The 22,097-nt window shown below is 45.9% G+C and carries 19 protein-coding genes; 13 read left to right on the top strand and 6 right to left on the bottom strand.

Annotated features, from left to right (window positions below; translation table 11 throughout):
- Positions 1-184 precede the first annotated feature (184 nt).
- Positions 185-1,663: a ketol-acid reductoisomerase gene (gene ilvC, locus OZ660_RS19500; RefSeq protein ID WP_274742092.1), complete on the bottom strand. Its 1,479-nt coding sequence runs from the start codon at positions 1,661-1,663 to the stop codon at positions 185-187.
- Between the two features lie 156 nt (positions 1,664-1,819).
- Here ilvC and ilvY point away from each other — a divergent pair, with 156 nt between their 5' ends.
- A complete protein-coding gene (gene ilvY, locus OZ660_RS19495) occupies positions 1,820-2,686 on the top strand; it encodes an HTH-type transcriptional activator IlvY (RefSeq protein WP_274742091.1) in 867 nt (288 codons plus the stop codon).
- Here the strand turns inward: ilvY and OZ660_RS19490 are convergent.
- Together OZ660_RS19490 and OZ660_RS19485 are read right to left on the bottom strand one after the other, a co-directional pair.
- Positions 2,683-4,197 carry a YifB family Mg chelatase-like AAA ATPase gene (locus OZ660_RS19490; protein WP_274742090.1) on the bottom strand — a complete coding sequence of 505 codons (1,515 nt, stop codon included), beginning with the start codon at positions 4,195-4,197 and terminating at the stop codon, positions 2,683-2,685. The two genes, ilvY and OZ660_RS19490, sit on opposite strands and share 4 nt — an antisense overlap.
- Positions 4,198-4,308: 111 nt before the next feature.
- The gene (locus tag OZ660_RS19485) at positions 4,309-4,926 is read right to left on the bottom strand and encodes a trimeric intracellular cation channel family protein (RefSeq protein ID WP_159625474.1); all 618 of its coding nucleotides are present in this window, start codon (positions 4,924-4,926) and stop codon (positions 4,309-4,311) included.
- Positions 4,927-5,503: 577 nt separating this feature from the next.
- On the opposite strand from OZ660_RS19485, the gene ilvD reads away from it, so the two are divergent.
- Entirely contained in the window at positions 5,504-7,354 is a 1,851-nt protein-coding gene (ilvD, locus tag OZ660_RS19480) for a dihydroxy-acid dehydratase (RefSeq protein WP_274742089.1), read from the top strand.
- The gene (gene ilvA / locus OZ660_RS19475) at positions 7,354-8,901 is read left to right on the top strand and encodes a threonine ammonia-lyase, biosynthetic (RefSeq protein ID WP_274743477.1); all 1,548 of its coding nucleotides are present in this window, start codon (positions 7,354-7,356) and stop codon (positions 8,899-8,901) included. Before ilvD ends, ilvA begins: the two co-directional genes overlap by 1 nt.
- A gap of 184 nt (positions 8,902-9,085) precedes the next feature.
- Here ilvA and plsB read toward each other — a convergent pair whose 3' ends face one another.
- Positions 9,086-11,539, bottom strand: a complete 2,454-nt coding sequence (gene plsB, locus OZ660_RS19470) for a glycerol-3-phosphate 1-O-acyltransferase PlsB (protein WP_274742088.1) — start codon at positions 11,537-11,539, stop codon at positions 9,086-9,088.
- 120 nt (positions 11,540-11,659) lie between these two features.
- On the bottom strand, positions 11,660-12,133 hold the full coding sequence (locus tag OZ660_RS19465) for a GNAT family N-acetyltransferase (RefSeq protein WP_274742087.1): 474 nt from the start codon (positions 12,131-12,133) through the stop codon (positions 11,660-11,662).
- Between the two features lie 157 nt (positions 12,134-12,290).
- Here OZ660_RS19465 and lexA point away from each other — a divergent pair, with 157 nt between their 5' ends.
- The 5 genes from lexA (at position 12,291) to OZ660_RS19440 (ending at position 17,873) form a co-directional block, all read left to right on the top strand.
- Complete coding sequence (gene lexA / locus OZ660_RS19460) at positions 12,291-12,917, top strand: transcriptional repressor LexA (protein ID WP_159625479.1); 627 nt, start codon at positions 12,291-12,293, stop codon at positions 12,915-12,917.
- Positions 12,918-13,501: 584 nt separating this feature from the next.
- Positions 13,502-14,665: a cytochrome c oxidase subunit II gene (gene coxB / locus OZ660_RS19455; RefSeq protein WP_226431773.1), complete on the top strand. Its 1,164-nt coding sequence runs from the start codon at positions 13,502-13,504 to the stop codon at positions 14,663-14,665.
- 9 nt (positions 14,666-14,674) lie between these two features.
- On the top strand, positions 14,675-16,288 hold the full coding sequence (ctaD, locus tag OZ660_RS19450; protein WP_159625483.1) for a cytochrome c oxidase subunit I: 1,614 nt from the start codon (positions 14,675-14,677) through the stop codon (positions 16,286-16,288).
- A gap of 96 nt (positions 16,289-16,384) precedes the next feature.
- On the top strand, positions 16,385-16,972 hold the full coding sequence (locus tag OZ660_RS19445) for a cytochrome c oxidase assembly protein (RefSeq protein ID WP_274742086.1): 588 nt from the start codon (positions 16,385-16,387) through the stop codon (positions 16,970-16,972).
- Between the two features lie 22 nt (positions 16,973-16,994).
- On the top strand, positions 16,995-17,873 hold the full coding sequence (locus tag OZ660_RS19440; protein WP_202262950.1) for a cytochrome c oxidase subunit 3: 879 nt from the start codon (positions 16,995-16,997) through the stop codon (positions 17,871-17,873).
- 18 nt (positions 17,874-17,891) lie between these two features.
- On the opposite strand, the gene OZ660_RS19435 is transcribed toward OZ660_RS19440, so the two are convergent.
- Positions 17,892-18,098, bottom strand: coding sequence for a DUF2909 domain-containing protein (locus OZ660_RS19435; protein ID WP_159625489.1), 207 nt, complete (start codon positions 18,096-18,098; stop codon positions 17,892-17,894).
- A 48-nt stretch (positions 18,099-18,146) separates the two neighbouring features.
- Between OZ660_RS19435 and OZ660_RS19430 the strand changes: the two genes are divergently transcribed.
- Genes OZ660_RS19430 through OZ660_RS19410 form a run of 5 tightly spaced genes read left to right on the top strand, consistent with a single transcriptional unit; the run spans position 18,147 to position 22,097 of the window.
- Positions 18,147-18,851: an SURF1 family protein gene (locus OZ660_RS19430; protein ID WP_274742085.1), complete on the top strand. Its 705-nt coding sequence runs from the start codon at positions 18,147-18,149 to the stop codon at positions 18,849-18,851.
- Complete coding sequence (locus OZ660_RS19425) at positions 18,844-19,401, top strand: hypothetical protein (RefSeq protein WP_274742084.1); 558 nt, start codon at positions 18,844-18,846, stop codon at positions 19,399-19,401. The genes OZ660_RS19430 and OZ660_RS19425 overlap by 8 nt, the downstream gene beginning before the upstream one ends.
- 5 nt (positions 19,402-19,406) lie before the next feature.
- Positions 19,407-20,543 (top strand): COX15/CtaA family protein, encoded by a 1,137-nt coding sequence (locus tag OZ660_RS19420; RefSeq protein ID WP_274742083.1) that lies wholly within the window; start codon positions 19,407-19,409, stop codon positions 20,541-20,543.
- The gene (cyoE, locus tag OZ660_RS19415) at positions 20,536-21,453 is read left to right on the top strand and encodes a heme o synthase (protein ID WP_202262946.1); all 918 of its coding nucleotides are present in this window, start codon (positions 20,536-20,538) and stop codon (positions 21,451-21,453) included. The genes OZ660_RS19420 and cyoE overlap by 8 nt, the downstream gene beginning before the upstream one ends.
- Positions 21,450-22,097, top strand: a complete 648-nt coding sequence (locus tag OZ660_RS19410) for an SCO family protein (RefSeq protein ID WP_274742082.1) — start codon at positions 21,450-21,452, stop codon at positions 22,095-22,097. The genes cyoE and OZ660_RS19410 overlap by 4 nt, the downstream gene beginning before the upstream one ends.

The raw sequence follows: 22,097 nt of genomic DNA, 5'->3' as shown, positions 1-22,097 counted from the left end.
TATTGTTAATACTTGTATGACTGTAATGCTTCAACGTATCTAAAGCATCAATTTCAAAGGCTGTATTTTTGCAGTTGAAAGGTGTAAACACATCAGGGGGATGATTTTATATCGCGCATAAAAAAGCCCGACCAAAATGGTCGGGCAAGAGGGCTTAGTTAAGCACCTAACGACAGAAACTGTCTTAACCTATGATGGCTTTCATGTCAGTCATGTAGCCACGTAAGGTTTTACCTACCGATTCCACACCGTGTGAACGAATGGCTTCGTTAATTTCAACAAGGCGTTTGTTCTCTACTTGATTAGAAGTAACAGTCAAACCCTTACCAATCACACTTGTGTCAATCGCAGGCATAAATTTCTCACGCAAAATTGGAATTGCCGCATTGGCAAATAAGTAGTTTCCATATTCCGCAGTGTCAGAAATTACCACGTTCATTTCATACAAACGCTTACGCGCAATAGTGTTTGAAATTAGTGGTGTTTCATGTAGTGATTCATAGTACGCAGACTCTGGAAGAATACCGGCTTCTACCATTACGTCGAACGCAACTTCAACACCACATTTGATCATGGCAACTAATAAGATGCCGTGGTCAAAGAATTCTTGTTCGCTGATTTCACCTTCAAAAGCGGGTGCATTTTCAAACGCGGTTTCACCGGTTTCTGCACGCCATTTAAGTAGGTTCGCATCGCCGTTTGCCCAGTCTTCCATCATTGTGCGAGAGAACTCACCGCTGATGATGTCGTCTTGGTGCTTTTCAAATAGCGGACGAAGTAAATCAGTCAATTGTTCAGAAAGCTCAAATGCTTTCACTTTTGCAGGGTTAGACAGACGGTCCATCATGTTGGTCACGCCGCCAATCTTAAGTGCTTCAGTAATAGCTTCTAAACCATACTGAATAAGTGCACCTGCGTAACCGGGGTCAATGCCGTCATCAACCATTTTCTCAAACGCAAGCACTGCCGCTACTTGTTGCATACCGCACAAGATGGTTTGCTCACCCATAAGGTCAGATTTCACTTCAGCCACAAACGATGACTCAAGTACACCTGCACGGTCGCCACCTGTTGCACTTGCTAGTGCTTTGGCAGTGTCCCAGCCTTTACCTTCTGGGTCGTTCTCTGGGTGCACGGCAATTAGTGTAGGAACACCAAAGCCACGCTTATATTCTTCACGCACTTCTGAGCCTGGGCTTTTGGGTGCACACATAACAACAGTAATGTCGCTACGAATTTGCTGGCCCTCTTCAACAATGTTGAAGCCATGTGAGTAACTCAGCGTTGCCCCTTCTTTCATAAGTGGCATTACTGCCTCAACCACACTTGCGTGCTGCTTATCTGGGGTTAGGTTGTATACTAAATCTGCATCAGGAATAAGCTCCTGATAAGTACCAACAGTGAAACCATTGCTGGTAGCGCGTTTGTAAGAGTCGCGTTGCTCATCAATGGCTGCTTGGCGCAGCGCATAAGAAACATCCAACCCTGAGTCACGCATATTCAAGCCTTGGTTAAGGCCCTGCGCGCCGCAGCCTACAATGACAATTTTCTTGCCTTTTAGAAACTGACAACCGTCAGCAAACTCTTCGCGTGCCATGAAACGGCAGCGGCCTAGCTGATCTAACTGCTGGCGAAGTGACAGGGTGTTGAAATAATTAGCCATAAAAATTTCCGAACAACATTCATTTTTGTCGATATCACACGCCAACCTTGGCGTTGATAGACCTCGTCTATGACGACTTGGTATTGAGACTAAAAGATTTCTTTTATTTTGGAAAATGATATATTTGCAAGATAACATTGCAAAAAGTGAAATATTATGGATTTCAGAAGCCTTCAGCTCTTTAATCACCTTGCTACTAGCTTACATTTTGGTATTACTGCAGAGGCCATGTATGTGTCGCCCTCAACCCTAAGCCGCGTTATTCAGCGCTTAGAAGACGAGCTAGGTTGTACGTTGTTTAAACGGGATAACCGTAAGGTGGCGCTAACCCATAGTGGACACAAGCTGTTGGCATTTTCAAAACAGGCGTTAAAAGACTGGCAACAACTCAAAGTAGATTTGAAAGAAGACAATGACGCGCTGCAAGGCGAGCTCAGCGTATTTTGCTCGGTTACCGCCAGTCAAAGCCATTTGCCGGCTATGCTTCGACAGTTCAGACAGCAACATCCGGGCGTTGATATTCGTCTTATCACGGGTGACCCTGCCCTTGCGATTGAAAAGGTGAAAGGCAAACAGTGCGATCTTTCAATTGCCATTTACACGCCTGATATGCCCACCGACTTGCATTTTACTGCCCTTGATAATGTACCTTTGGTGTTGATTGCGCCGCGGGAATGGCGGCTAACACAGCTAAGTCAACTGGACTGGACCAAGCATCAGGTGATCATGCCTGAAACAGGGCCAACTAGGCGCACGGCGTATCATTGGTTTGCTGAACACGGTATTCGACCAAATGTGTATGCCTACGTGGGCGGTAACGAAGCCATTGTGAGCATGGTCGCGCTTGAATGTGGCGTTGGATTTGTACCTAAAGTGGTGCTGGATCACTCGAGTATGGCCAATGCCGTCACGCAAATTCAGGTTGATGACATCGAGCCGTATGCATTGGGTTTATGCTGCTTGCAGGATAAACAAAACGAGCCTCTTATCAACGCATTTATGGAGCTCAACGTACAGCGCTAATTGGAACTTAGTTGCTTTATTAAGTTGTCTAGCGCTCTATAGCCTAGGGCTTCAGCAATGTGTGCACGACTTACTGCACTTTCGTCTTGTAAATCGGCGATGGTGCGGGCCACCTTCAATGTGCGATGAAACACGCGCATCGATAAATTTAACTGTTTAGCCGCGGCCTGCAAAAACTGTAAGTCGGCAGACGTTAGCTTGCAAATGTCAGCAAGTTCACCTGCGTTTAGCGCCCCATTGGGCTTGCCTTGGCGCATAAGCTGTTTCTGACGAGCGGCGGCAACGAATTGTTTTGTTTGAAACAAGGTGTCATCAGGTTTATTGCTGGGTGCAGGTAAGTCGTAATCAGGCAATCGAGGCACTTCTACTTGAATATCGATTCTATCAAGCAATGGCCCTGATAAGCGGTTTAAGTAATTTAATTGCTGCTGCGGAGTCAGTCTGTTGTCGTCAATATCGCCTGTTGGGCTTGGATTCATGGCTGCCACAAGCTGAAAATTTGCAGGGTAAGTGGCACTGCCTGATGCGCGAGATAAGTGAACATCGCCTGTTTCTAATGGTTCGCGCAGCACATCTAACGCCTTACGACCAAATTCAGGAAACTCATCCAAAAACAAAATACCGTTGTGTGCCAGTGATATCTCACCCGGTACAGGATGTGAACCTCCTCCGGTAAGGGCCACCGCCGAACTTGTATGATGGGGAGATCGCAAATGCCGTTGTAAGAATTGCTCGGCGTTGAGCCGTTCGCCTTTCACCGAATGAATAGCCGCAACTTCAAGGGCCTCTTCTTCTGTCATGTCGGGCAGAAGGGATAGCATTCTGCTGGCTAAAAGGCTTTTTCCTGTACCGGGCGGACCCACCATTAATAAATTATGCGACCCTGTGGCGGCGATCATAAGAGCTCGTTTGGCTTGGGCTTGCCCAATAATGTCGTCCCAACCCGTTGACGGTTGGGGCTTATGGTTCAGGCTAAAGGGTTGCCCTTTTGCTAACGTTTTATTTCCCGCTAAGTGCTCGTAAACTGACAGTAGGTCAAAGGCTGGATAACGCGTGGCGTGCGATACTAATGCCGCTTCAATGTCGTTATCGCCCGGGTAAATAAGGGGTATATCTTCGTTCGCCGCGGCCATTACAACAGGAATTAGCCCATTTACAGGCTTTATCTCGCCGTTAAGCCCAAGCTCGCCAACAAACGCTAGGTTGAGTAATGCAGTGTCAGAGACATAACCTGATGCGGCTAAAATGCCCATAGCAATGGGGAGGTCGAAGCGTCCACCGAATTTGGGGATATCTGCTGGCGCAAGGTTTACAGTAATACGCTTAGCAGGGAAGTCGAAGCCGCTATTAATGAGAGCGCTGCGTACCCGTTCTCTCGCTTCTTTCACGCTGGTTTCAGCCATACCTACCAACTGAAAGGCCGGCAAGCCATTAGCAAGGTGAATTTCTACACGTACTTCTGGCGCAGATACTCCCTGCCCTGCAAACGTTTTTACCACCGCCATGCCCATAACTAAGTTCGTCCTCTCTAGGTCGCGCTGCTCGCTTGATACAATGCAAAACAAGCACTATAGAGAAAATGACTCACTAATTTTACTGTACAACAGGCGAGTTCTTAAGTCTTAATGGTGGTCGTTGTAAAAGACAGGCAGTTGCCAATGCCAGCGCATAGCGCCTAAACGAAACAACACGGTGGTGATCAGTGCTGCAATACCACACCACTGAGTGGCAAAGTCTAGCTGCATACCTACGCCATACACTACACCGCCCGCTATACACGTCATGGCGTAAAGTTCTCCGTTGAGCACTAATGGCACTTCACGACAAATTACATCGCGCAGTAAACCACCGAATACGCCTGTGATAGTACCCATCGCGACCGCCACAGCCATACCTGTATCGTTGGCCAAGGCTTTTTCGATGCCCACTACATTAAATAAGGCAAGCCCAAACGCATCAGCAATAAGTAAGTAATGATAGGGAAAACGCGGACTCACACGTAGCCATACAATAGGAATAAACGCGGCAATTAAGGTGGTGTACAAATAGTCGGTATCGGCTATCCAAAATACGGGTACATCTAACATGACATCGCGTAATGTGCCGCCACCAATGGCAGTTGCGCTAGCAAGTACCACAACACCAAAACCATCCATCCGTTTTTGGTATGCCATTAGGGTGCCCGATATTGCACATACCGCAACACCGGCTAGGTTTAACCAGTGAAACCAATCAAACATGTTTACAACCTTTGTTTGCTGTGTAGAAAAAGTGCCGAAATAGGCCCGTTACTGCCCATCATATTGTTAACTTAACCGTGGCTGTTGTGGGCAAAATACTTGATCACGCGCAGTGTTTCATGCTATTTCTTTGCCCAATGTCATTGCGTAGCAGCCACTATGTGATGAAGTTAGAGGTTAAGCCATAGCCTCATACGAACAACATATCATTTTTACAATGCCAATGGATTTGCGCATTGTTAGTCAAATATATCACTAAAAACAAGGTGCTACCTATTGGTGGCTGATGCTTGTTGTCCTACATTCTAGACGATTGAAGAGGGTTTGTTACATGATTACCGCCTTCGGAAATGGTTAACACGATTTTTTCGTTTTTCTTTATGTTACTGCTGTAGCAACACAGGTACGTAATGTAAACAATATCGAAATGGATGCAGGTCGTCGTGGCCGTATAATAAAACAAGCATAAACATACTATGCTTTGGTGTATGCAACCAAAACGGGTTATGCCCGGTTTACAAGCGATTTTTAAGTTTCACAAAGCGGCCAGTAGGCCCTAATTTAACGGGAAGGATTTATGCCCAAGTTACGTTCTGCAACTACCACGCAAGGTAGAAATATGGCGGGGGCTCGCGCGTTGTGGCGAGCCACTGGAATGAAAGACTCTGATTTCGGAAAGCCTATTATTGCTATTGCGAACTCATTTACGCAGTTTGTACCTGGGCACGTACATCTTAAAGATCTTGGTCAGCTTGTTGCGCGAAGCGTTGAAGCTGCTGGTGGTGTAGCGAAAGAATTCAATACCATTGCGGTGGACGATGGCATTGCAATGGGTCATAGCGGCATGTTGTATAGCCTGCCTTCTCGGGAAATTATCGCTGATGCGGTAGAGTACATGGTCAATGCCCATTGCGCAGACGCTATTGTATGTATCTCTAATTGCGACAAAATTACCCCAGGTATGTTGATGGCGTCTATGCGTTTGAATGTACCTGTTATTTTTGTCTCCGGTGGCCCTATGGAAGCTGGAAAAACTAAGCTTTCCGATCAACTTATCAAGCTCGACCTTGTGGATGCCATGGTTGCTGCGGCAGATGATAAGGTAAGCGATGCAGACAGCGATGAAATTGAGCGCTCTGCCTGTCCTACCTGTGGTAGTTGCTCGGGTATGTTTACTGCCAATTCAATGAACTGTTTAACTGAAGCGCTTGGTTTGTCGCTACCAGGTAATGGCTCGATGCTGGCAACACATGCTGACCGCGAAGGGCTATTTAAGAAAGCGGGTGAGCAAATTGTTGAGTTGTGTAAACGCTACTATGGCGACGACGATGAAAGTGTATTGCCGCGCAATATTGCGAACTTTAAAGCGTTTGAAAATGCAATGAGCCTAGATATTGCCATGGGCGGCTCGACCAACACCATCTTGCACTTACTGGCCGCGGCAATGGAAGGCGAAGTACCTTTCACGATGGATGATATCGATCGACTTTCACGCAAAGTGCCACACCTTTGTAAAGTGGCGCCATCTACACCGAAATACCATATGGAAGATGTACACCGTGCTGGTGGTGTTTTAGGTATCTTGAACGAGTTAAACAAAGCTAACCTATTAAATACAGACGTTAACCACGTGCTAGGTAAACCACTCACTGATGTTATCAGTGAATGGGATATTACCAACCCAGAGAATAAAGATGCGATTACCTTTTATCGAGCAGGTCCTGCCGGCATTCGTACTACAAAGGCGTTCAGCCAAGATTGCCGTTGGGATGAGGCTGACGACGATCGCGAAAACGGTTGTATCCGCACCGTAGAGCATGCGTATAGCCAAGAAGGCGGTCTTGCCGTGTTGTACGGTAACCTTGCTGAAGACGGTTGTATTGTTAAAACGGCGGGTGTTGATGAGTCAATTCTAAAATTCACCGGTACGGCGCGTATTTATGAAAGCCAAGATGATGCAGTGGCGGGAATCTTGGGTAACGAAGTAAAAGCAGGTGATGTGGTGTTTATTCGCTATGAAGGGCCGCGTGGCGGGCCGGGTATGCAGGAAATGCTATACCCTACGTCTTACCTTAAATCAAAAGGCTTGGGTAAGTCGTGTGCACTTGTTACAGATGGCCGCTTCAGTGGTGGTACATCGGGCCTATCTATCGGCCACTGCTCACCAGAAGCCGCCAGTGGTGGTGGTATTGGTTTGGTAGAAGATGGCGACAAAATAGAAATCGATATTCCTAATCGTAGTATCAATATTGTCATTAGCGATGAAGCGTTAGCAGAACGCCGCGCTAAAATGGAGGCCAGCGATAAACCTTGGCGACCTAAAAATCGTGTGCGTGAAGTGTCTACATCACTTAAAACGTTTGCGGCACTCGCAACAAGTGCTGATAAAGGTGCTGTGCGCGATGTAAGCAAACTGGAAAACTTATGATGGCAAGTGAGAACGTAAGCGATCACGATTATCTAAAAAAAATCTTACTGGCCCCCGTGTACGATGTGGCGGTAGCCAGTGAGTTATCATACATGTCGCTGCTATCGGCAGAGCTTGATAACGAGATATTCTTAAAGCGAGAAGATCAGCAGCCAGTAAAGAGCTTTAAACTACGCGGTGCCTATAATCGCATTTGCGCCTTAAGCGATGAACAGCTTAAGGCGGGCGTAATTGGTGCGTCGGCGGGAAACCATGCACAAGGGCTCGCTTATAGCGCGAAAATGAAGGGTATTCAGGCCACTATTGTTATGCCTGAAACCACACCTGATATCAAAGTGGATGCAGTACGTCGCTTCGGTGGAGATAACGTCAATGTTGTCCTTCACGGTACCAGCTTTGACCAAGCAAGCAGTCATGCTAAAACGCTGTGCGACACTCATGGCTATACCTTTGTACCGCCATTTGACGATCCAGACGTTATTGCCGGACAAGGGACAGTCGCCCGCGAGCTACTCGAGCAAAACCCTAACCTTGATATTCTGTTTATCGCGGTTGGTGGCGGTGGTCTTGCCGCAGGTATTGCCGTATATCTAAAGCAGCTAAAGCCAAGCATCAAAATTATTGCGGTTGAGTCTGAAGAGTCGGCTTGCTTTATCAAAGCGCGCGAAAACGGTGAGCCCACCGCGCTTGAAAGTGTGGGTATTTTTGCCGATGGTGTAGCGGTAAAAATTATGGGGCAAGAGACCTTTAGATTGTGTAACCGCTTTATCGACGACACCATTACGGTGACGAACGATGAAATTTGTGGTGCGATCAAAGATATCTTTGATGATACCCGCGTTATTGCCGAGCCTGCTGGCGCATTGTCGGTCGCAGCTATTCGCAAATATGCCAAACAACATGATCTGCACGGTAAGAAACTCGGTGGCATTTTGTGTGGTGCGAACATTAACTTTCACACCCTTCGCTATGTCTCTGAACGCTGTGAGCTAGGCGAGCAAAAAGAAGCTGTGTTTGCAGTAAAAATCCCTGAAACGAAAGGCGCGTTTAAGCAGTTTTGTGAATGTGTGGGTGCAAAGGCAATTACCGAGTTTAATTATCGCTACGCCAGTGAAAGCGAAGCGCATATTTTTGTAGGTGTGAAGCTAAAAGGTGGTCAGCAAGAATACCTTGCACTACAAAGCGATCTTGAAAGTAAAGGGTATGACGTTGTCAATCTTACCGACAATGAACTGGCTAAGTTGCATGTGCGTCATATGGTCGGCGGCCGACCACCTACTATCTTAAACGAACAGGTATTTAGTTTTGAATTTCCTGAGCGTCCAGGTGCACTGCTTAATTTCTTAAATACTTTAGGTGAACAGTGGAATATCACGCTATTTCATTACCGTAATCACGGCGCCGCGGAAGGTTTAGTCTTGGCTGGCTTTGATATTGCGCCAGATAGCCGTGATGACTTTAATCAACATGTCGCAGAGCTTGGCTACAAAGTAGAAGAAGTGACCGACAATCCGGCTTACCGCTTCTTCTTGTCCCAGCCACACTAGTTAGTCTGACTGGCCTTGTTATGTTGGCAAGGCTTTTCGAGGTGCAGCGTTTTGCTTTGCATCGCTTCATGTTAAGCACTGGCTTACTGTGGAGCGATGTGAAGCAGCAATAAAAAAGCCCAAACGCGCAAGGTTTTTCCAAGGCGGTTTGGGCTTTATTGTTAGAGCAAGGTTTATTGCGTGCTTAGTTGTCTGTGCTTAAGGCTACATTTTCGAGGTGCTGCATCATCTCTGGCCAGATGAGTGCCATGACATCTTCTCGCAACGCTTCACATTCCTCTGAATACTTCAAGCTGCCGTCCTTTTCAGAGTCTAACCAGTGGTTATCTTTAAGCGCACTGATAAAACTTGATAGTACGTTTTTGTCGTAGAACTCAGGCGAGCTCAGTCCGTACAGTGTTGATAAGCGCTCTGCCACTTTCTTACTTTCACGCTCAAGGGCGCTGCGGCTGATCACTTTCTCTTTGTCTAAGATGGTGAGTACTACCGCATAGCGCTGCAACGTTTCTTGCATACAACGGCTTAACAGCCATGCTGAATGGAATTGCTTACAATGCGCATCAGGTGGCAGCAAATCTTCACCTTTTTGACGAAGTAATCCGTTGTCTAACAGCGCAGTAATCAGTGCATCGGTATGCGCTAACGCTTCGTCTTGCGATAAATGTAAGAACAACTCTTTTTGTAACAATGGATACAGCGCCGCGATCAGCTGTAAAATAGCATTGCGGCTGGTTCCTTTTTTCGCGAACACCGATGCCATAATCAGTCCGGGTAACGCAAAGAGATGTAAAATGTTATTGCGATAGTAAGTTAAGTAAACCGCAGACTTAGGCTGCGGGCTTATCAGGCGACCATAGTCGTCTTCTTTTACTTCGAATTTGCCTAATTTCAATGTATCGCGCAGCAACTCGTCTGCTGTAGAGTCAGGAATAGTGGCGTCGTCGCTAAATGGCACCGCTTTAAATAATTCAATAAAGTCGCCTAGCGCTTGTTTTAGCTCAGTTTCACTCATGGTTTGTGTCTTTGATGACAACAAACAAAGCGATGTTAACGCCATTCCGTTTAACGCGGCGGCGCGGTTGATACGCGTCATAACATTGTTCGCCAGCTCATTTACGGCGGGTGTTAACCATGCCGGTTTCTTCTCTGGCTCAGCATCACGACAATCACGCCAGTTAGGCACATGATTTTCTAAAAACTGGTTAAGCTGAATAGGCTCGCCAAAATTCACATAGCCATGGCCATAGTTTTTAAGCTTCTTAATGGCAGAGAATACCTGCAAGTTAGACTCTTTTTTCTTCTTAGAGCCCTTTAACTCGTTGAGGTAGCTTTTTACTTCCATCACGTTTTCATAACCAATGTACACAGGCACAATACTTACAGGGCGATTAACGCCTTTTAGCATTGCCTGAATTGTCATGGCCAACATACCCGTTTTCGGCGGAATAAGTCTTCCGGTGCGGCTTCTACCACCCTCTGGGTAATATTTCACTGAGTAGCCTTTGTTGAACAACAACTCAAGGTATTCTCTAAATACGGCTGTATAGAGCTTGTTACCAGCAAAACTGCGACGCAAGAAAAACGCGCCGCCACGCCTAAACATTTTGCCAACAGGCCAAAAGTTGAGGTTTATGCCAGCGGCAATATGAGGCGTAACCATGCCTTCGTGATAAATCACGTAGGTCAGCAATAAGTAGTCCATATGACTGCGGTGGCACGGAACATAAATAATTTCGTGGCCATTGGCGGCGAGTTCACGAATCCTATCGGCATGACCTACGCTAATTCCGTTGTAGATCTTATTCCAAATACGTGTAAGTAGGCGATCGCCAAAACGTATTAAACCTTCCCGATAGTCTGCGGCAATTTCGGTTATGTAAGATTGCGCAGTCTCTTTGGCTTTCTCGTGGGTAACTTTCTTGCTGCGAGACTCTTCGGCAATGGCGCGTCGCACCGCATCAGAGCCCAATACACTATTATTGAGTTCTTGGCGTTCAAGCAATGTTGGGCCGGTCATACTTTGACGCTTTCGCTGGAAGTGAGTACTTGCTACGCGAACCAGTTTATGGGCAATGCTCTGATCGCTACCATGCTGGTTTGACATCGCGCGAGCCGATACAGCTTTTGAATAGTTAATAAAATTGTCGCGACCCAAAAACAGTACGATAAATAATTTACGTAACCAACTAGGTGCTGCTCTATCGGCAATTAAGTCGCTAAGCCCTGGGTTGCCTTTGCCTGGCGCTCTTCCCCAAGTTACAAATACTGGCACCACCTGCAAATCTAGGTTTTCATGATCGCGGTGCAGGTGGAATAATTCAGTGAAGACTTCTTCAATGTCAGTTTCTTTTGCTGAAGAGCGAAAGATAGGCTGAGTTTTACGTAAAAATAATGTGGACGAATACTCTCGCCCTGCAAGTGCCAACGTCTCTGTTGGGCTTGGCAAACCCAGTGCTTCAGTCGACATTCTAAGTGCCAACTGGTCGGTCACTGAGTTAGTGGGAAGTAGATAGACAATTGGCTTGTTCTTATCTATTCCTAATTCGGTTTCAACGTTTACTGGAATACTATGCGCTTTAACCAGTAACTTAACAGGATAATGAAACACCGACAAAAGGGCTTTTCGCATCCACGACATGAAGTATGTAATCCTATGAAATAAAAACGGGGAAAGTGTAACACATTTGGCGATTTATCTCGCGGTATGCCTTTATGTCATCCTTTACATGTATGTATTGTGTTACGTCAGGTTACTGCATCAAATGCCTTTGTAGCGCATGGCTACGTCGCATCTCGCGTACGCGTCACCGTACTGCTGCATAATTGTATTACAATGCACAAAGCCATTTTTTTCATACAAATGAATGGCGGCTTCACACTTCTTATTGGTAAGCAAAAACAATGTTTTGTGTGCGATTGTTGGCGCTTGTTCAATAACATGTTTTAGCAATGCCTCACCAACTTTTAGTCCTCTGGCACTGCTGACAACACCCATTTTGGTTAGTTCGAAAATGCCGTCGCTTTTTTTCATCAAGGCACAGGTACCAACTACGCCTAAGGTCTGGTGCTGTGCAAACCAAATATGTCCACCTTGGTCAATAATACAAGACTGTGGTGATGAGATGACCTCTTCGTCGACAGGTTCAAGGGCGAACATGGTTTCTATCCACTCTCGGTTAATACTATCAAAGTAGGGTGCAAGGTCGGCGGAAAAGGGCAAAAATCTTAGCATTTACTATGCATCCAACTCTGTTTGTCTTCATTCTATTGTATTAAATGTGAGCACAACGGTGTTTTTCAAGTTTTATTTTATCTGCTGTCGCGTAGTGCTTGTTATTTAAATTTAGGTGTATATACTTACAGGAACTGTATGAACAGACAGGTCTTTTATGCGCCCACTCACAGCTCGACAAACCGAAGTTTTAGAACTTATTAAAACGACCATGCAAGAAACGGGAATGCCACCTACGCGTGCAGAGATTGCACGACAGCTTGGTTTCCGTTCTGCTAATGCGGCAGAAGAACATTTGAAGGCCTTAGCGCGTAAAGGTGTTATTGAAATTTTGCCAGGTACTTCTCGTGGCATTAAATTGAATATTCCACTGGAAGATGAAACACCAGAGGAAGAAGGGCTACCGCTTATTGGGCGAGTCGCAGCGGGCGAACCTATTCTAGCGCAAGAGCATGTTGAGTCGCATTACAAGGTCGATCCTGCGCTATTTCAACCTCAGGCAGACTTTCTGCTACGTGTAAACGGTATGAGTATGAAAGACATTGGTATTCTTGATGGCGACTTATTGGCTGTACATCGCACTACTGATGTACACAACGGTCAAGTTGTTGTTGCCCGAGTGGATGAAGACGTCACGGTTAAGCGTTTAGAAAAACGCGGGCGAGAAGTATTACTGCACGCCGAGAACGATGAATTTGCACCTATAAAAGTTGATTTGGCTTCACAACCTTTTGCTATTGAAGGTATAGCGGTGGGTGTTATCCGAAACGCTGACTGGATGTAAGGTTTCGGCAGGTTAACGTAAAAGCGGCCTTGTAGCCGCTTTTTTTGTACCTTAACTTTCACTTTTGTTGGCTGTTCTATGTATAAAGGTTGTTTTTTGAACAGCCTGTCAAAAAAGTTTAATTTTTTTGCAATCACACCAAAACGCCAATTTTTTCGCGCCGCAAGTGCTTTTTAATCCTGTCACTTTTAACAAGACTACGTTTGAAAATCTCCAAATTTGCATTCTTATATATTGATTTTTATAAACTTACATTGATTTCTTTATCGCCGCATGTGTTCCAAATGAGCGTTTAAAAGCTTCACGGCGTATCCACACGCCACACCGCTTTACTGCACTATCAAGGTGCAGTTAGCAAAAATGAAATGATTAAATTTTAACCATCTCGTTAAATTTTTAGCAGAAAAGACTAGACGGCAAGTCATTATTGCGCAATTCTTATACAGAGATTAACAAAATAATAACAATGGCTCTAAATTTGTTTTACAAATTGCAGTTGTGGGTCAATCGTTCGCAAACCACTTGGTAGGGACAGCGCGCACTAACATTTAGCGTTAATGGTTCTACCATTACGGAGGTGCTGAGTGAAACAACTAATGACCGTCATGGCAAAAGGGTTTGCTAGTATACCCCTTTTGCTTTTTTCTCATTTCCTTTTTGCGCAGGAGGCTGCAGAAGAAGTTTCTTCTCTTAACCTCAGGCGCGGCGCAACTGACATTAGCGGGCAGGTGTATGACCTGCACATGTTAATGTTCTTCATTTGCGTCGGTATTGCAGTAGTCGTGTTTGGCGTAATGTTCGCCTCTATGTATCTGCACAGAAAGTCACGAGGCGCTAAGCCCGCGAATTTCCACGAAAACGTAAAAGTAGAAATCGCGTGGACTGTAATTCCGTTCCTTATCCTCATTTTTATGGCGGTTCCCGCTGCCAACACGCTAATTGCAATGGAAGATGTCTCTGAACCGGATATGACGGTATTGGTGACGGGTTCTCAATGGAAGTGGCACTACAAATACATGGATAGTGACGTAGAGTTTTACTCGTTGCTGGCTACGCAGCGCGAGCAAATTGAAAACAAGTTTGAAAAAACGGAAAACTATCTTCTTGAAGTTGACCGTCCGCTTGTCATTCCCACAGGTCAAAAAGTTCGTTTTCTGATCACATCTGACGATGTTATTCATTCTTGGTGGGTTCCCGACTTTGCAGTGAAGAAGGATGCAAATCCCGGCTTTATAAACGAAGCATGGGCAAAGGTTAACGAACCCGGGGTATATCGCGGTCAGTGCGCTGAACTTTGCGGCAAAGATCATGGTTACATGCCCGTTGTGGTTATTGCGAAAGAGCCTGCTGAATATGCTGCTTGGATGAGTGAGCAGGAAGACATTATTCGTAAAGCGAAAGAAGAAGAGCAACGCCTTCTGTCGATGAATATGTCGATGGACGAACTAATGAAAGAAGGTGAGCGAGTCTATAACGCCACATGTGCAGCTTGCCATATGCCAAATGGTGAAGGTCTGCCGGGCGTATTCCCTGCTCTTAAAGGCAGCAAAATGGCGCTAGAAGATCAGGAAGGGCATATAGATATTGTGCTTCATGGTAAATCAGGTACCGCCATGCAAGCGTTCGGCAAAATGTTAAGCCTCAAAGAAATTGCTGCAGTGGTGACTTATGAACGTAACGCGTGGGGTAACAACACGGGTGACATGGTACAGGCGAAAGACGTTAACGCCGTGGCAACGGGTAACTAGGAGCGAGTTATGAGCAAAGCAACTGAAGTCATTTCGCCAGATTCAACTGTGCATCACGACGATCACGATCACCACGACCATATACCGAAAGGTATTACTCGATGGTTGTTTACCACCAACCATAAAGATATCGGTACGCTGTATTTGTGGTTCGCCTTTATCATGTTTTTGGTTGGTGGGGCCATGGCAATGGTGATTCGTGCTGAACTTTTTCAGCCGGGTTTGCAAATTGTCGACCCTAACTTCTTTAACCAGATGACCACTGTACACGGTCTTATTATGGTATTTGGCGCGGTAATGCCAGCCTTTACTGGGCTTGCCAACTGGTTAGTACCTATGATGATAGGCGCGCCAGATATGGCCCTCCCGCGTATGAACAACTGGAGCTTTTGGATTTTACCAGGGGCCTTTCTTATTCTTTTGAGCTCACTGTTTATGGAAGGCGGCGGCCCAGCATTCGGCTGGACATTCTACGCACCACTCTCAACTACATATAGCGGTGATTCAACGGCACTGTTTGTGTTCTCAGTTCACATTATGGGTATCTCATCCATTATGGGGGCAATTAACGTTATTGTGACTATCTTCAATATGCGTGCCCCTGGCATGACATGGATGAAAATGCCGTTGTTTGTTTGGACATGGCTTATTACAGCGTTCCTACTTATTGCGGTAATGCCCGTACTTGCGGGTGCAGTCACCATGGTACTTACTGATAAGTTCTTTGGTACTAGCTTCTTTGATGCAGCAGGTGGCGGTGACCCTGTTATGTTCCAGCACATTTTCTGGTTCTTTGGGCACCCTGAGGTGTACATAATGATATTGCCTGCGTTTGGTATTATCTCGCAAATTGTGCCGACCTTTTCGCGCAAAAAGCTCTTCGGCTATGCATCTATGGTGTACGCCACAGCATCTATCGCACTGTTGTCGTTCGTGGTATGGGCACACCATATGTTTACCACGGGCATGCCGGTGTACATGGAGATGTTTTTCATGTTTGCCACCATGTTGATTTCAGTACCAACTGGGGTGAAGGTGTTCAACTGGGTAGCAACCATGTGGCGCGGCTCTTTGACATTTGAAATGCCCATGATGTTTGCCATCGCGTTCATTGTACTATTTACCATTGGCGGGCTCTCTGGACTGATGCTGGCCATTACACCCGTGGACTTCCAATACCACGACACTTACTTTGTGGTAGCGCACTTCCACTATGTCCTCGTGACTGGGGCTGTATTCTCTATTATGGCTGCCGTTTACTATTGGTTGCCGAAATGGACTGGGAAAATGTACGACACGACTTTAGCCAAGTGGCACTTCTGGTGCTCGCTGGTTTCGGTCAACGTCTTATTCTTCCCTATGCATTTTGTTGGATTGGCAGGTATGCCACGTCGTATTCCAGACTATGCATTGCAATTTGCTGATTTCAATAAATGGATCAGCCTTGGTGGCTTCGCGTTTGGCCTATCTCAGCTCATCTTCTTGGCGCTACTTATTAAGGCGTGTAAGAAGCAAGGCGAGCCAGTGTCATCGCAAGTATGGGACGGTGCGGAAGGTCTGGAATGGGAAATTCCCTCACCAGCGCCATACCACACTTTCGAAACGCCACCTGTAGTGAAGTAATCGCTGTCATAACAGTCAGTGTAATAGTGGACCCACTCCCCCTCATTAGAGGGGGCCACTATCTCACTAGCGCATAGGCAAATTGGGAGGGATGTGATGTCACAACAAAACGCAAATAATAAAATGGTGTTAAAGCTTATTGTCATCGTCATGGGTATGTTTGGCTTTGGATTTGCGTTAGTACCACTTTACGATGTGTTTTGTGATGTCACCGGTATTAACGGCAAAACGGAAAACTCAGCAGCAGTGTATCAAGCGGTTGAAGTGGATACATCTCGTGAAGTGACGGTGGAGTTTATTACTCGCACCAATACGGGAATGCCTTGGGAATTTCGCGCAGAAACTAAGCGCGTAAAAGTACATCCTGGAGAGTTAAATACCGTTTCGTTTTATGTCAGAAACCCAGCGTCAAGCAACATTGTGGCGCAAGCAATACCGTCAGTTTCCCCTGGCACCGCAGCACTTTACCTCAATAAAACGGAATGCTTTTGCTTTAACCAGCAACCGTTAGACGCAGGAAGTGAAGCGTATATGCCCATGCAATTTTATGTCGACCCACAGCTTCCTAAAGAAATTACCTATTTTACATTGCAGTACACACTCTATGACGTCACCGCGAGAGCAAGTGACCTAACGACAAAACCGAATCCCTTTATGGTAGATACATCGCAAAGCGGTGAATAACCACAGGGACAAGGAGAAAAAAATGCAGCAAGAATATCAAAAATACTATGTACCCGCCCAAAGCCCATGGCCGATAGTTGGTGCGGTAGCGCTGTTTCTAATCGCCGTTGGCGCAGGCAATTTTGTGGTAGAAACAACTCGAGGAGAGTCAGGTTTCGGTGGCCACATTCTTTCAGCAGGCATCATTGTTTTACTTGTGATGTTAGTGGGATGGTTCAAAAACCAAATAGATGAGTCGATGTCGGGTCTTTATAGCGACCAACTTGGTCGCTCGTATCGACAAGGCATGAGTTGGTTTATCTTCTCTGAAGTTATGTTTTTCGCCGCCTTTTTTGGTGCGCTTTACTACGCACGCTTTATCGCGGTGCCGTGGTTAGGTGGTGCGTCGAATAATGCGATGACAAACGAGGTCTTGTGGCCGACCTTTGAGGCAATGTGGCCTTTGGTTACTACGCCAGGTGGCATTACCACACAAGAAATGAGCGCCGCTGGGTTACCTACTATCAATACGGTAATTCTGCTTATTTCTTCAATCACGTTGCATTTTGCTCATGTGGGGTTAGAGCAGAACAAGCGTAAACAACTTACGCTAATGCTTGGTATCACGATTTTATTGGGTTGCGGCTTCCTGTTCTTACAGGTGGAAGAATACATTCATGCATACCAAGAGCTAGGTCTCACACTGCAATCAGGTATCTATGGCAACACGTTCTTCATGCTCACAGGGTTCCACGGTATGCACGTGACCTTGGGTACTATTATCTTGATCGTGCTGTTTTTTAGAGTATTGAAAGGCCACTTTACGCCTGAAAATCACTTCGCATTCCAAGCGGGAAGTTGGTATTGGCACTTTGTCGATGTGGTGTGGGTAATGCTTTATATCTTTGTTTACGTACTCTAACTGGACGCAAGCCGAACCCTAGTAAGGCCGTGGGTTCGGCGTAATTAACCCTGTACCTATAGCAATAAGAATAAGCACAACAATAACCGCAGAGGTAAGAACGCGACGTCCAATATATTTGCTCATTGGGCCATTTTTGGGGTCGTTTTTCATCATTACGCGCATTGCCAGAAATAAGTTAACAATCATGTATATCACTAGGGCAACAAGGACAATTTTTATCATTTTTAACACCTCTGTTTTTGTTTTTTCTGTGCGCAGGGCTTGTTAGCTATGTCTCAGCGTTCTCGTACGTTAATGCCTTGGCTCCTTACTGCCCTAAGTGTGGCAATAATGTGTGCGTTAGGCTATTGGCAGTTAGAGCGCATGGTACAAAAGCAACAACGTCTCGCTAGCATAGCGCAAAAGCAAGGCAATGGAAGTATGAGTTTGATGACTGCACTTTCGCAAAACGACCCCCGAGATATCAAGGTAACGTTCGATGGCGTGCCAGATGCGAGTCATCTCATTTATCTTGATAATCAGATACAAAACCAACGGGTGGGCTTCGATGTTGTTGTGCCGGTTAACACCAATGCGGGTTGGGTTTTGGTCAACTACGGCTGGGTCCCAGCTCCAGATTTACTGCGTACTCTGCCTACAATAGAGCTAGATAAGTCACTCACACAATTTGAAGGTGTTGTTTCACTACCCTCTGATAATCCGCTTGTGAAAGAAACCAACAACAATCTCTCTCAATTTCCTGCGCTAATTCAACAATATGACTTCGGCGCACTCAGTGACGGGTTGGGCGTGACGCTATTGCCCATCGTTATTCAACTTACTACGGAAAATCCTGCGTTCGTGCGCGAGTATCAACCCGTGGTCATGTCTCCTGAAAAGCACCTTGGGTATGCAGTGCAGTGGTTCGGTTTGGCCATTGCTGCGGCTGCCATTGGTGGTTTTGCAATAAGTAAGAAAGGACGTAGTTATGAGTAATTCGGCATCAGCGAAAAGTACGGCTTCCAAGAAAACCTTGTTATTAATGATTGCAGTATTTGTTGTACCGGTCATTTTGGCGAAGTTAGCGTTAGAAAACGATTGGTTTACCAAGGCTGCAACGAATAAAGGGCAACTGTTGACGCCTACCATTGATATGAGTGCCGTTTTGCAGAATGAAGTGCCAAAGTGGCGACTGGTTTACGTCATGCCGTCGCAGTGCGATACGGTGTGTGAAAATGCATTATTTAGTATCAACCAAGTGTGGCTTGCTCTTGGTAAGGAATCAGACCGTGCAGAAGCCCTTGTCTTGCTGAAAGAAGACAGTGATAACACCGCTGTGGCTGCCCTTTCTGATTATCCCAATGTGAGCACATTGGCATCGTCAAATAGCTTGTCGTTAGAAACAAACAGTGTGTATATCGTTGATACACAGAATAACGCCATGCTTTTCTATCAAATAAAGAACGATAGGAAAGAAGCGGTCATGGAAAGCCGCGATATGTTGGCAGATATTAGAAAACTACTAAAACTGTCTCGTATAGGATGATCGCAATGAAAAAATTGACCTTATTCAGTCTCTTTCTTGCTGCTGTGGTGATTATTCTTGGTGCGTATACTCGCTTAACGGATGCAGGGCTAGGTTGTCCTGATTGGCCAGGGTGTTATGGCAATTTAACAGTACCACTTAGTGAAGACAAAGTTGTTGCTGCCAACGCGGCATATCCTGAACGACCCGTGGAAGCATTTAAAGCATGGAATGAAATGATACATCGCTATTTTGCGGGCACACTGGGGTTGTGTGTGCTTGCCATTGCCATTATGGCGGTGCGTCAGCGTAAAACGGGTACGCCATTAAAACTACCGCTGATATTACTTGCGCTTATCATCTTCCAGGCTGCATTGGGTATGTGGACAGTAACGCTTAATCTACTGCCAGTGGTTGTAATGGGACACCTTCTTGGTGGATTTAGTGTGCTGTCTTGCCTCTTTATTCTGTATTTGAGGCTTCGGCGTCGCGACACTTCGAATAATGAAGTAACTAAGGAACACAGTGCTAGTGCGCATTCAACATCGCAAAAACTGCGCCTTTTGGCTTTTGTAGGTGTTGCAGTGGTCGTAACACAAATAGCGCTTGGTGGTTGGACATCCGCCAATTACGCCGCCTTAGCATGCACTGAGATGCCCGTATGTGAAAGCGGCTGGCAGCAACGCCTCGATTTTGCTGGCGCTTACAGTGTACCAGACGCCGACAACTATGAGTTTGGCGCTCATGACTATGATGAGCGGGTCACTATGCACATTATGCATCGCGCAGGTGCGCTGGTAACGTTTTTCTACGTTCTAGCACTTGGTATTGCTGTATTGGTTTCACGGGCAACTAGTGTGGTGCAAAAACGCATTAGCCTATTTATGCTAGGAAGTTTAGTCGTACAGGTGGCCTTGGGCATTAGTAACATTGTCTTTATGCTGCCCCTTGCCGTTGCCGTAATGCACAACGCTGTCGGAGCAGTGTTATTACTTTCACTCCTTAATCTGGTGTTCTCGTTTGTTGTAAGTGCACCGAGTAAAGTTAAACGCGCTCACGACGCAACAAGTTCATCTCGCTATACCGCATCAGGCGCGGCAATGCCTGCGGCATCTTTTTCATCACACTCGCTTACTAGAGCACCCGGAGGCTTCCATGGCTAAATCAGTATCTATTGCTTCTCGCACTACACGCCATCATCACACGGTATCGTGGCGCGATTATTATGAAATGACTAAGCCTAACGTGGTGATGTTGCTTTTATTAACGGCATTAGTGGGTATGTGCTTAGCAACGCCAACGTGGGTAAACGCGGTGACACTGATCTGCGGTTTAGCAGGCATTGGTATGCTCTCAGCGTCAGCAGCAGTGATTAACCATGTGGTTGACCACAAAATTGACAGTATGATGGCGCGCACATTTAACCGCCCTGTGGCGAAAGGAAAAGTCACCGTGTCTAACGCCTTGTGGTTTGCTTTTGGTCTAGGTGTGGTGGGTTTTGCGGTATTAGCACTTTTTGTCAACATGCTTACGGCATGGCTGACATTGGCGAGTCTGGTTGGCTATGCGTTTATCTATACTATGTACCTTAAACGTGCTACGCCACAAAATATTGTGATAGGTGGCTTGGCTGGTGCTGCTCCTCCCTTATTGGGATGGACAGCGGTCACTGGCGAAGTGCATGCCCATGCGCTGCTTTTAGTACTGATTATCTTCACATGGACGCCACCTCATTTCTGGGCCCTCGCTATCCACAGAGAAAAAGATTACGCTAAAGCACAAGTGCCCATGCTGCCAGTGACTCATGGCGTGTCTTTTACAAAGACCTCGGTATTACTTTATACGGTATTATTGGGCCTTGTATGTTTAATGCCCTATCTTATTGGCATGAGCGATCTCATTTACCTCATCGGATCAAGTGCGTTAAACCTTGGCTTTCTTGCTTATGCACTGAAGCTTAAATTTGCCGCTGATAGCCAAACGGCAATGAAAACTTTTAGGTTCTCAATTATTCATCTCATGGTATTGTTTGTAGTATTGCTGTTAGATCACTATGTACCTATAAGTTTATGAATCAACGGATTTTAGTTGGAATAGTCGCATTTGTTGCACTGTGTGTGGGCATTGTTGGGGCGCTTTATATCGCCCCACCAAATGCTGATGATAAGCACCAGCCTAAACATTTTCAGGCTTACCCTGAGCCTAGAGCGCTATCACCATTTTCGCTAACCGATCATCAAGGTAATAGCTTTACGAATAGTTCACTACAAGGCCAATGGAGTCTGGTTTTTGTCGGTTATACTTTTTGCCCAGATATTTGCCCAACTACCATGGCTGAACTCAACAGCGTATACCCACAGCTTCAAGCGATAGAAAGTGACGAGCCTATCCGTGTTATATTTGTGTCTGTTGACCCAAAACGTGACTCAATAAATAGACTTTCTGAATATGTGAGCTATTTTAATAAAGAGTTCGTTGCAGTTACTGGTGAGCACAAAGCCCTTTTTCCTTTCGTTCGCAACCTGGGCATGATGTACGCAATTGCTGAAAGTACTGACAACCCGAACTACTTAGTTGACCATAGTGCGTCTGTCGTACTTATCGACCCACAAGCTAGGGTGATAGGAAGATTTAAACCCAGAAGAGAGCCAGGAAAGCTGTCGATAAGTGATTCTCAGCAAATACTGGAAGATATGCCAGTTATAATCTCGAAGTAG

The sequence above is a fragment of the Alteromonas sp. 009811495 genome, from assembly GCF_028865455.1.
GTDB lineage: Bacteria > Pseudomonadota > Gammaproteobacteria > Enterobacterales > Alteromonadaceae > Alteromonas.
The sequence above is the reverse complement of the archived record's forward strand: the minus strand, read 5'-3'. Positions and strand labels throughout refer to the sequence as shown.

Bases quoted from the DNA above. Each gene is read 5' to 3' on its own strand.
- ctaD (WP_159625483.1), top strand. From the start codon at position 14,675: ATGAGCAAAGCAACTGAAGTCATTTCGCCAGATTCAACTGTGCATCAC.
- ilvC (WP_274742092.1), bottom strand. From the start codon at position 1,663: ATGGCTAATTATTTCAACACCCTGTCACTTCGCCAGCAGTTAGATCAG.
- OZ660_RS19410 (WP_274742082.1), top strand. From the start codon at position 21,450: ATGAATCAACGGATTTTAGTTGGAATAGTCGCATTTGTTGCACTGTGT.
- ilvA (WP_274743477.1), top strand. From the start codon at position 7,354: ATGGCAAGTGAGAACGTAAGCGATCACGATTATCTAAAAAAAATCTTA.
- cyoE (WP_202262946.1), top strand. From the start codon at position 20,536: ATGGCTAAATCAGTATCTATTGCTTCTCGCACTACACGCCATCATCAC.
- OZ660_RS19445 (WP_274742086.1), top strand. From the start codon at position 16,385: ATGTCACAACAAAACGCAAATAATAAAATGGTGTTAAAGCTTATTGTC.
- plsB (WP_274742088.1), bottom strand. From the start codon at position 11,539: ATGTCGTGGATGCGAAAAGCCCTTTTGTCGGTGTTTCATTATCCTGTT.
- OZ660_RS19420 (WP_274742083.1), top strand. From the start codon at position 19,407: ATGAAAAAATTGACCTTATTCAGTCTCTTTCTTGCTGCTGTGGTGATT.
- ilvY (WP_274742091.1), top strand. From the start codon at position 1,820: ATGGATTTCAGAAGCCTTCAGCTCTTTAATCACCTTGCTACTAGCTTA.
- ilvD (WP_274742089.1), top strand. From the start codon at position 5,504: ATGCCCAAGTTACGTTCTGCAACTACCACGCAAGGTAGAAATATGGCG.
- OZ660_RS19430 (WP_274742085.1), top strand. From the start codon at position 18,147: ATGTCTCAGCGTTCTCGTACGTTAATGCCTTGGCTCCTTACTGCCCTA.
- OZ660_RS19440 (WP_202262950.1), top strand. From the start codon at position 16,995: ATGCAGCAAGAATATCAAAAATACTATGTACCCGCCCAAAGCCCATGG.
- OZ660_RS19435 (WP_159625489.1), bottom strand. From the start codon at position 18,098: ATGATAAAAATTGTCCTTGTTGCCCTAGTGATATACATGATTGTTAAC.
- OZ660_RS19425 (WP_274742084.1), top strand. From the start codon at position 18,844: ATGAGTAATTCGGCATCAGCGAAAAGTACGGCTTCCAAGAAAACCTTG.
- OZ660_RS19490 (WP_274742090.1), bottom strand. From the start codon at position 4,197: ATGGGCATGGCGGTGGTAAAAACGTTTGCAGGGCAGGGAGTATCTGCG.
- OZ660_RS19485 (WP_159625474.1), bottom strand. From the start codon at position 4,926: ATGTTTGATTGGTTTCACTGGTTAAACCTAGCCGGTGTTGCGGTATGT.
- lexA (WP_159625479.1), top strand. From the start codon at position 12,291: ATGCGCCCACTCACAGCTCGACAAACCGAAGTTTTAGAACTTATTAAA.
- OZ660_RS19465 (WP_274742087.1), bottom strand. From the start codon at position 12,133: ATGCTAAGATTTTTGCCCTTTTCCGCCGACCTTGCACCCTACTTTGAT.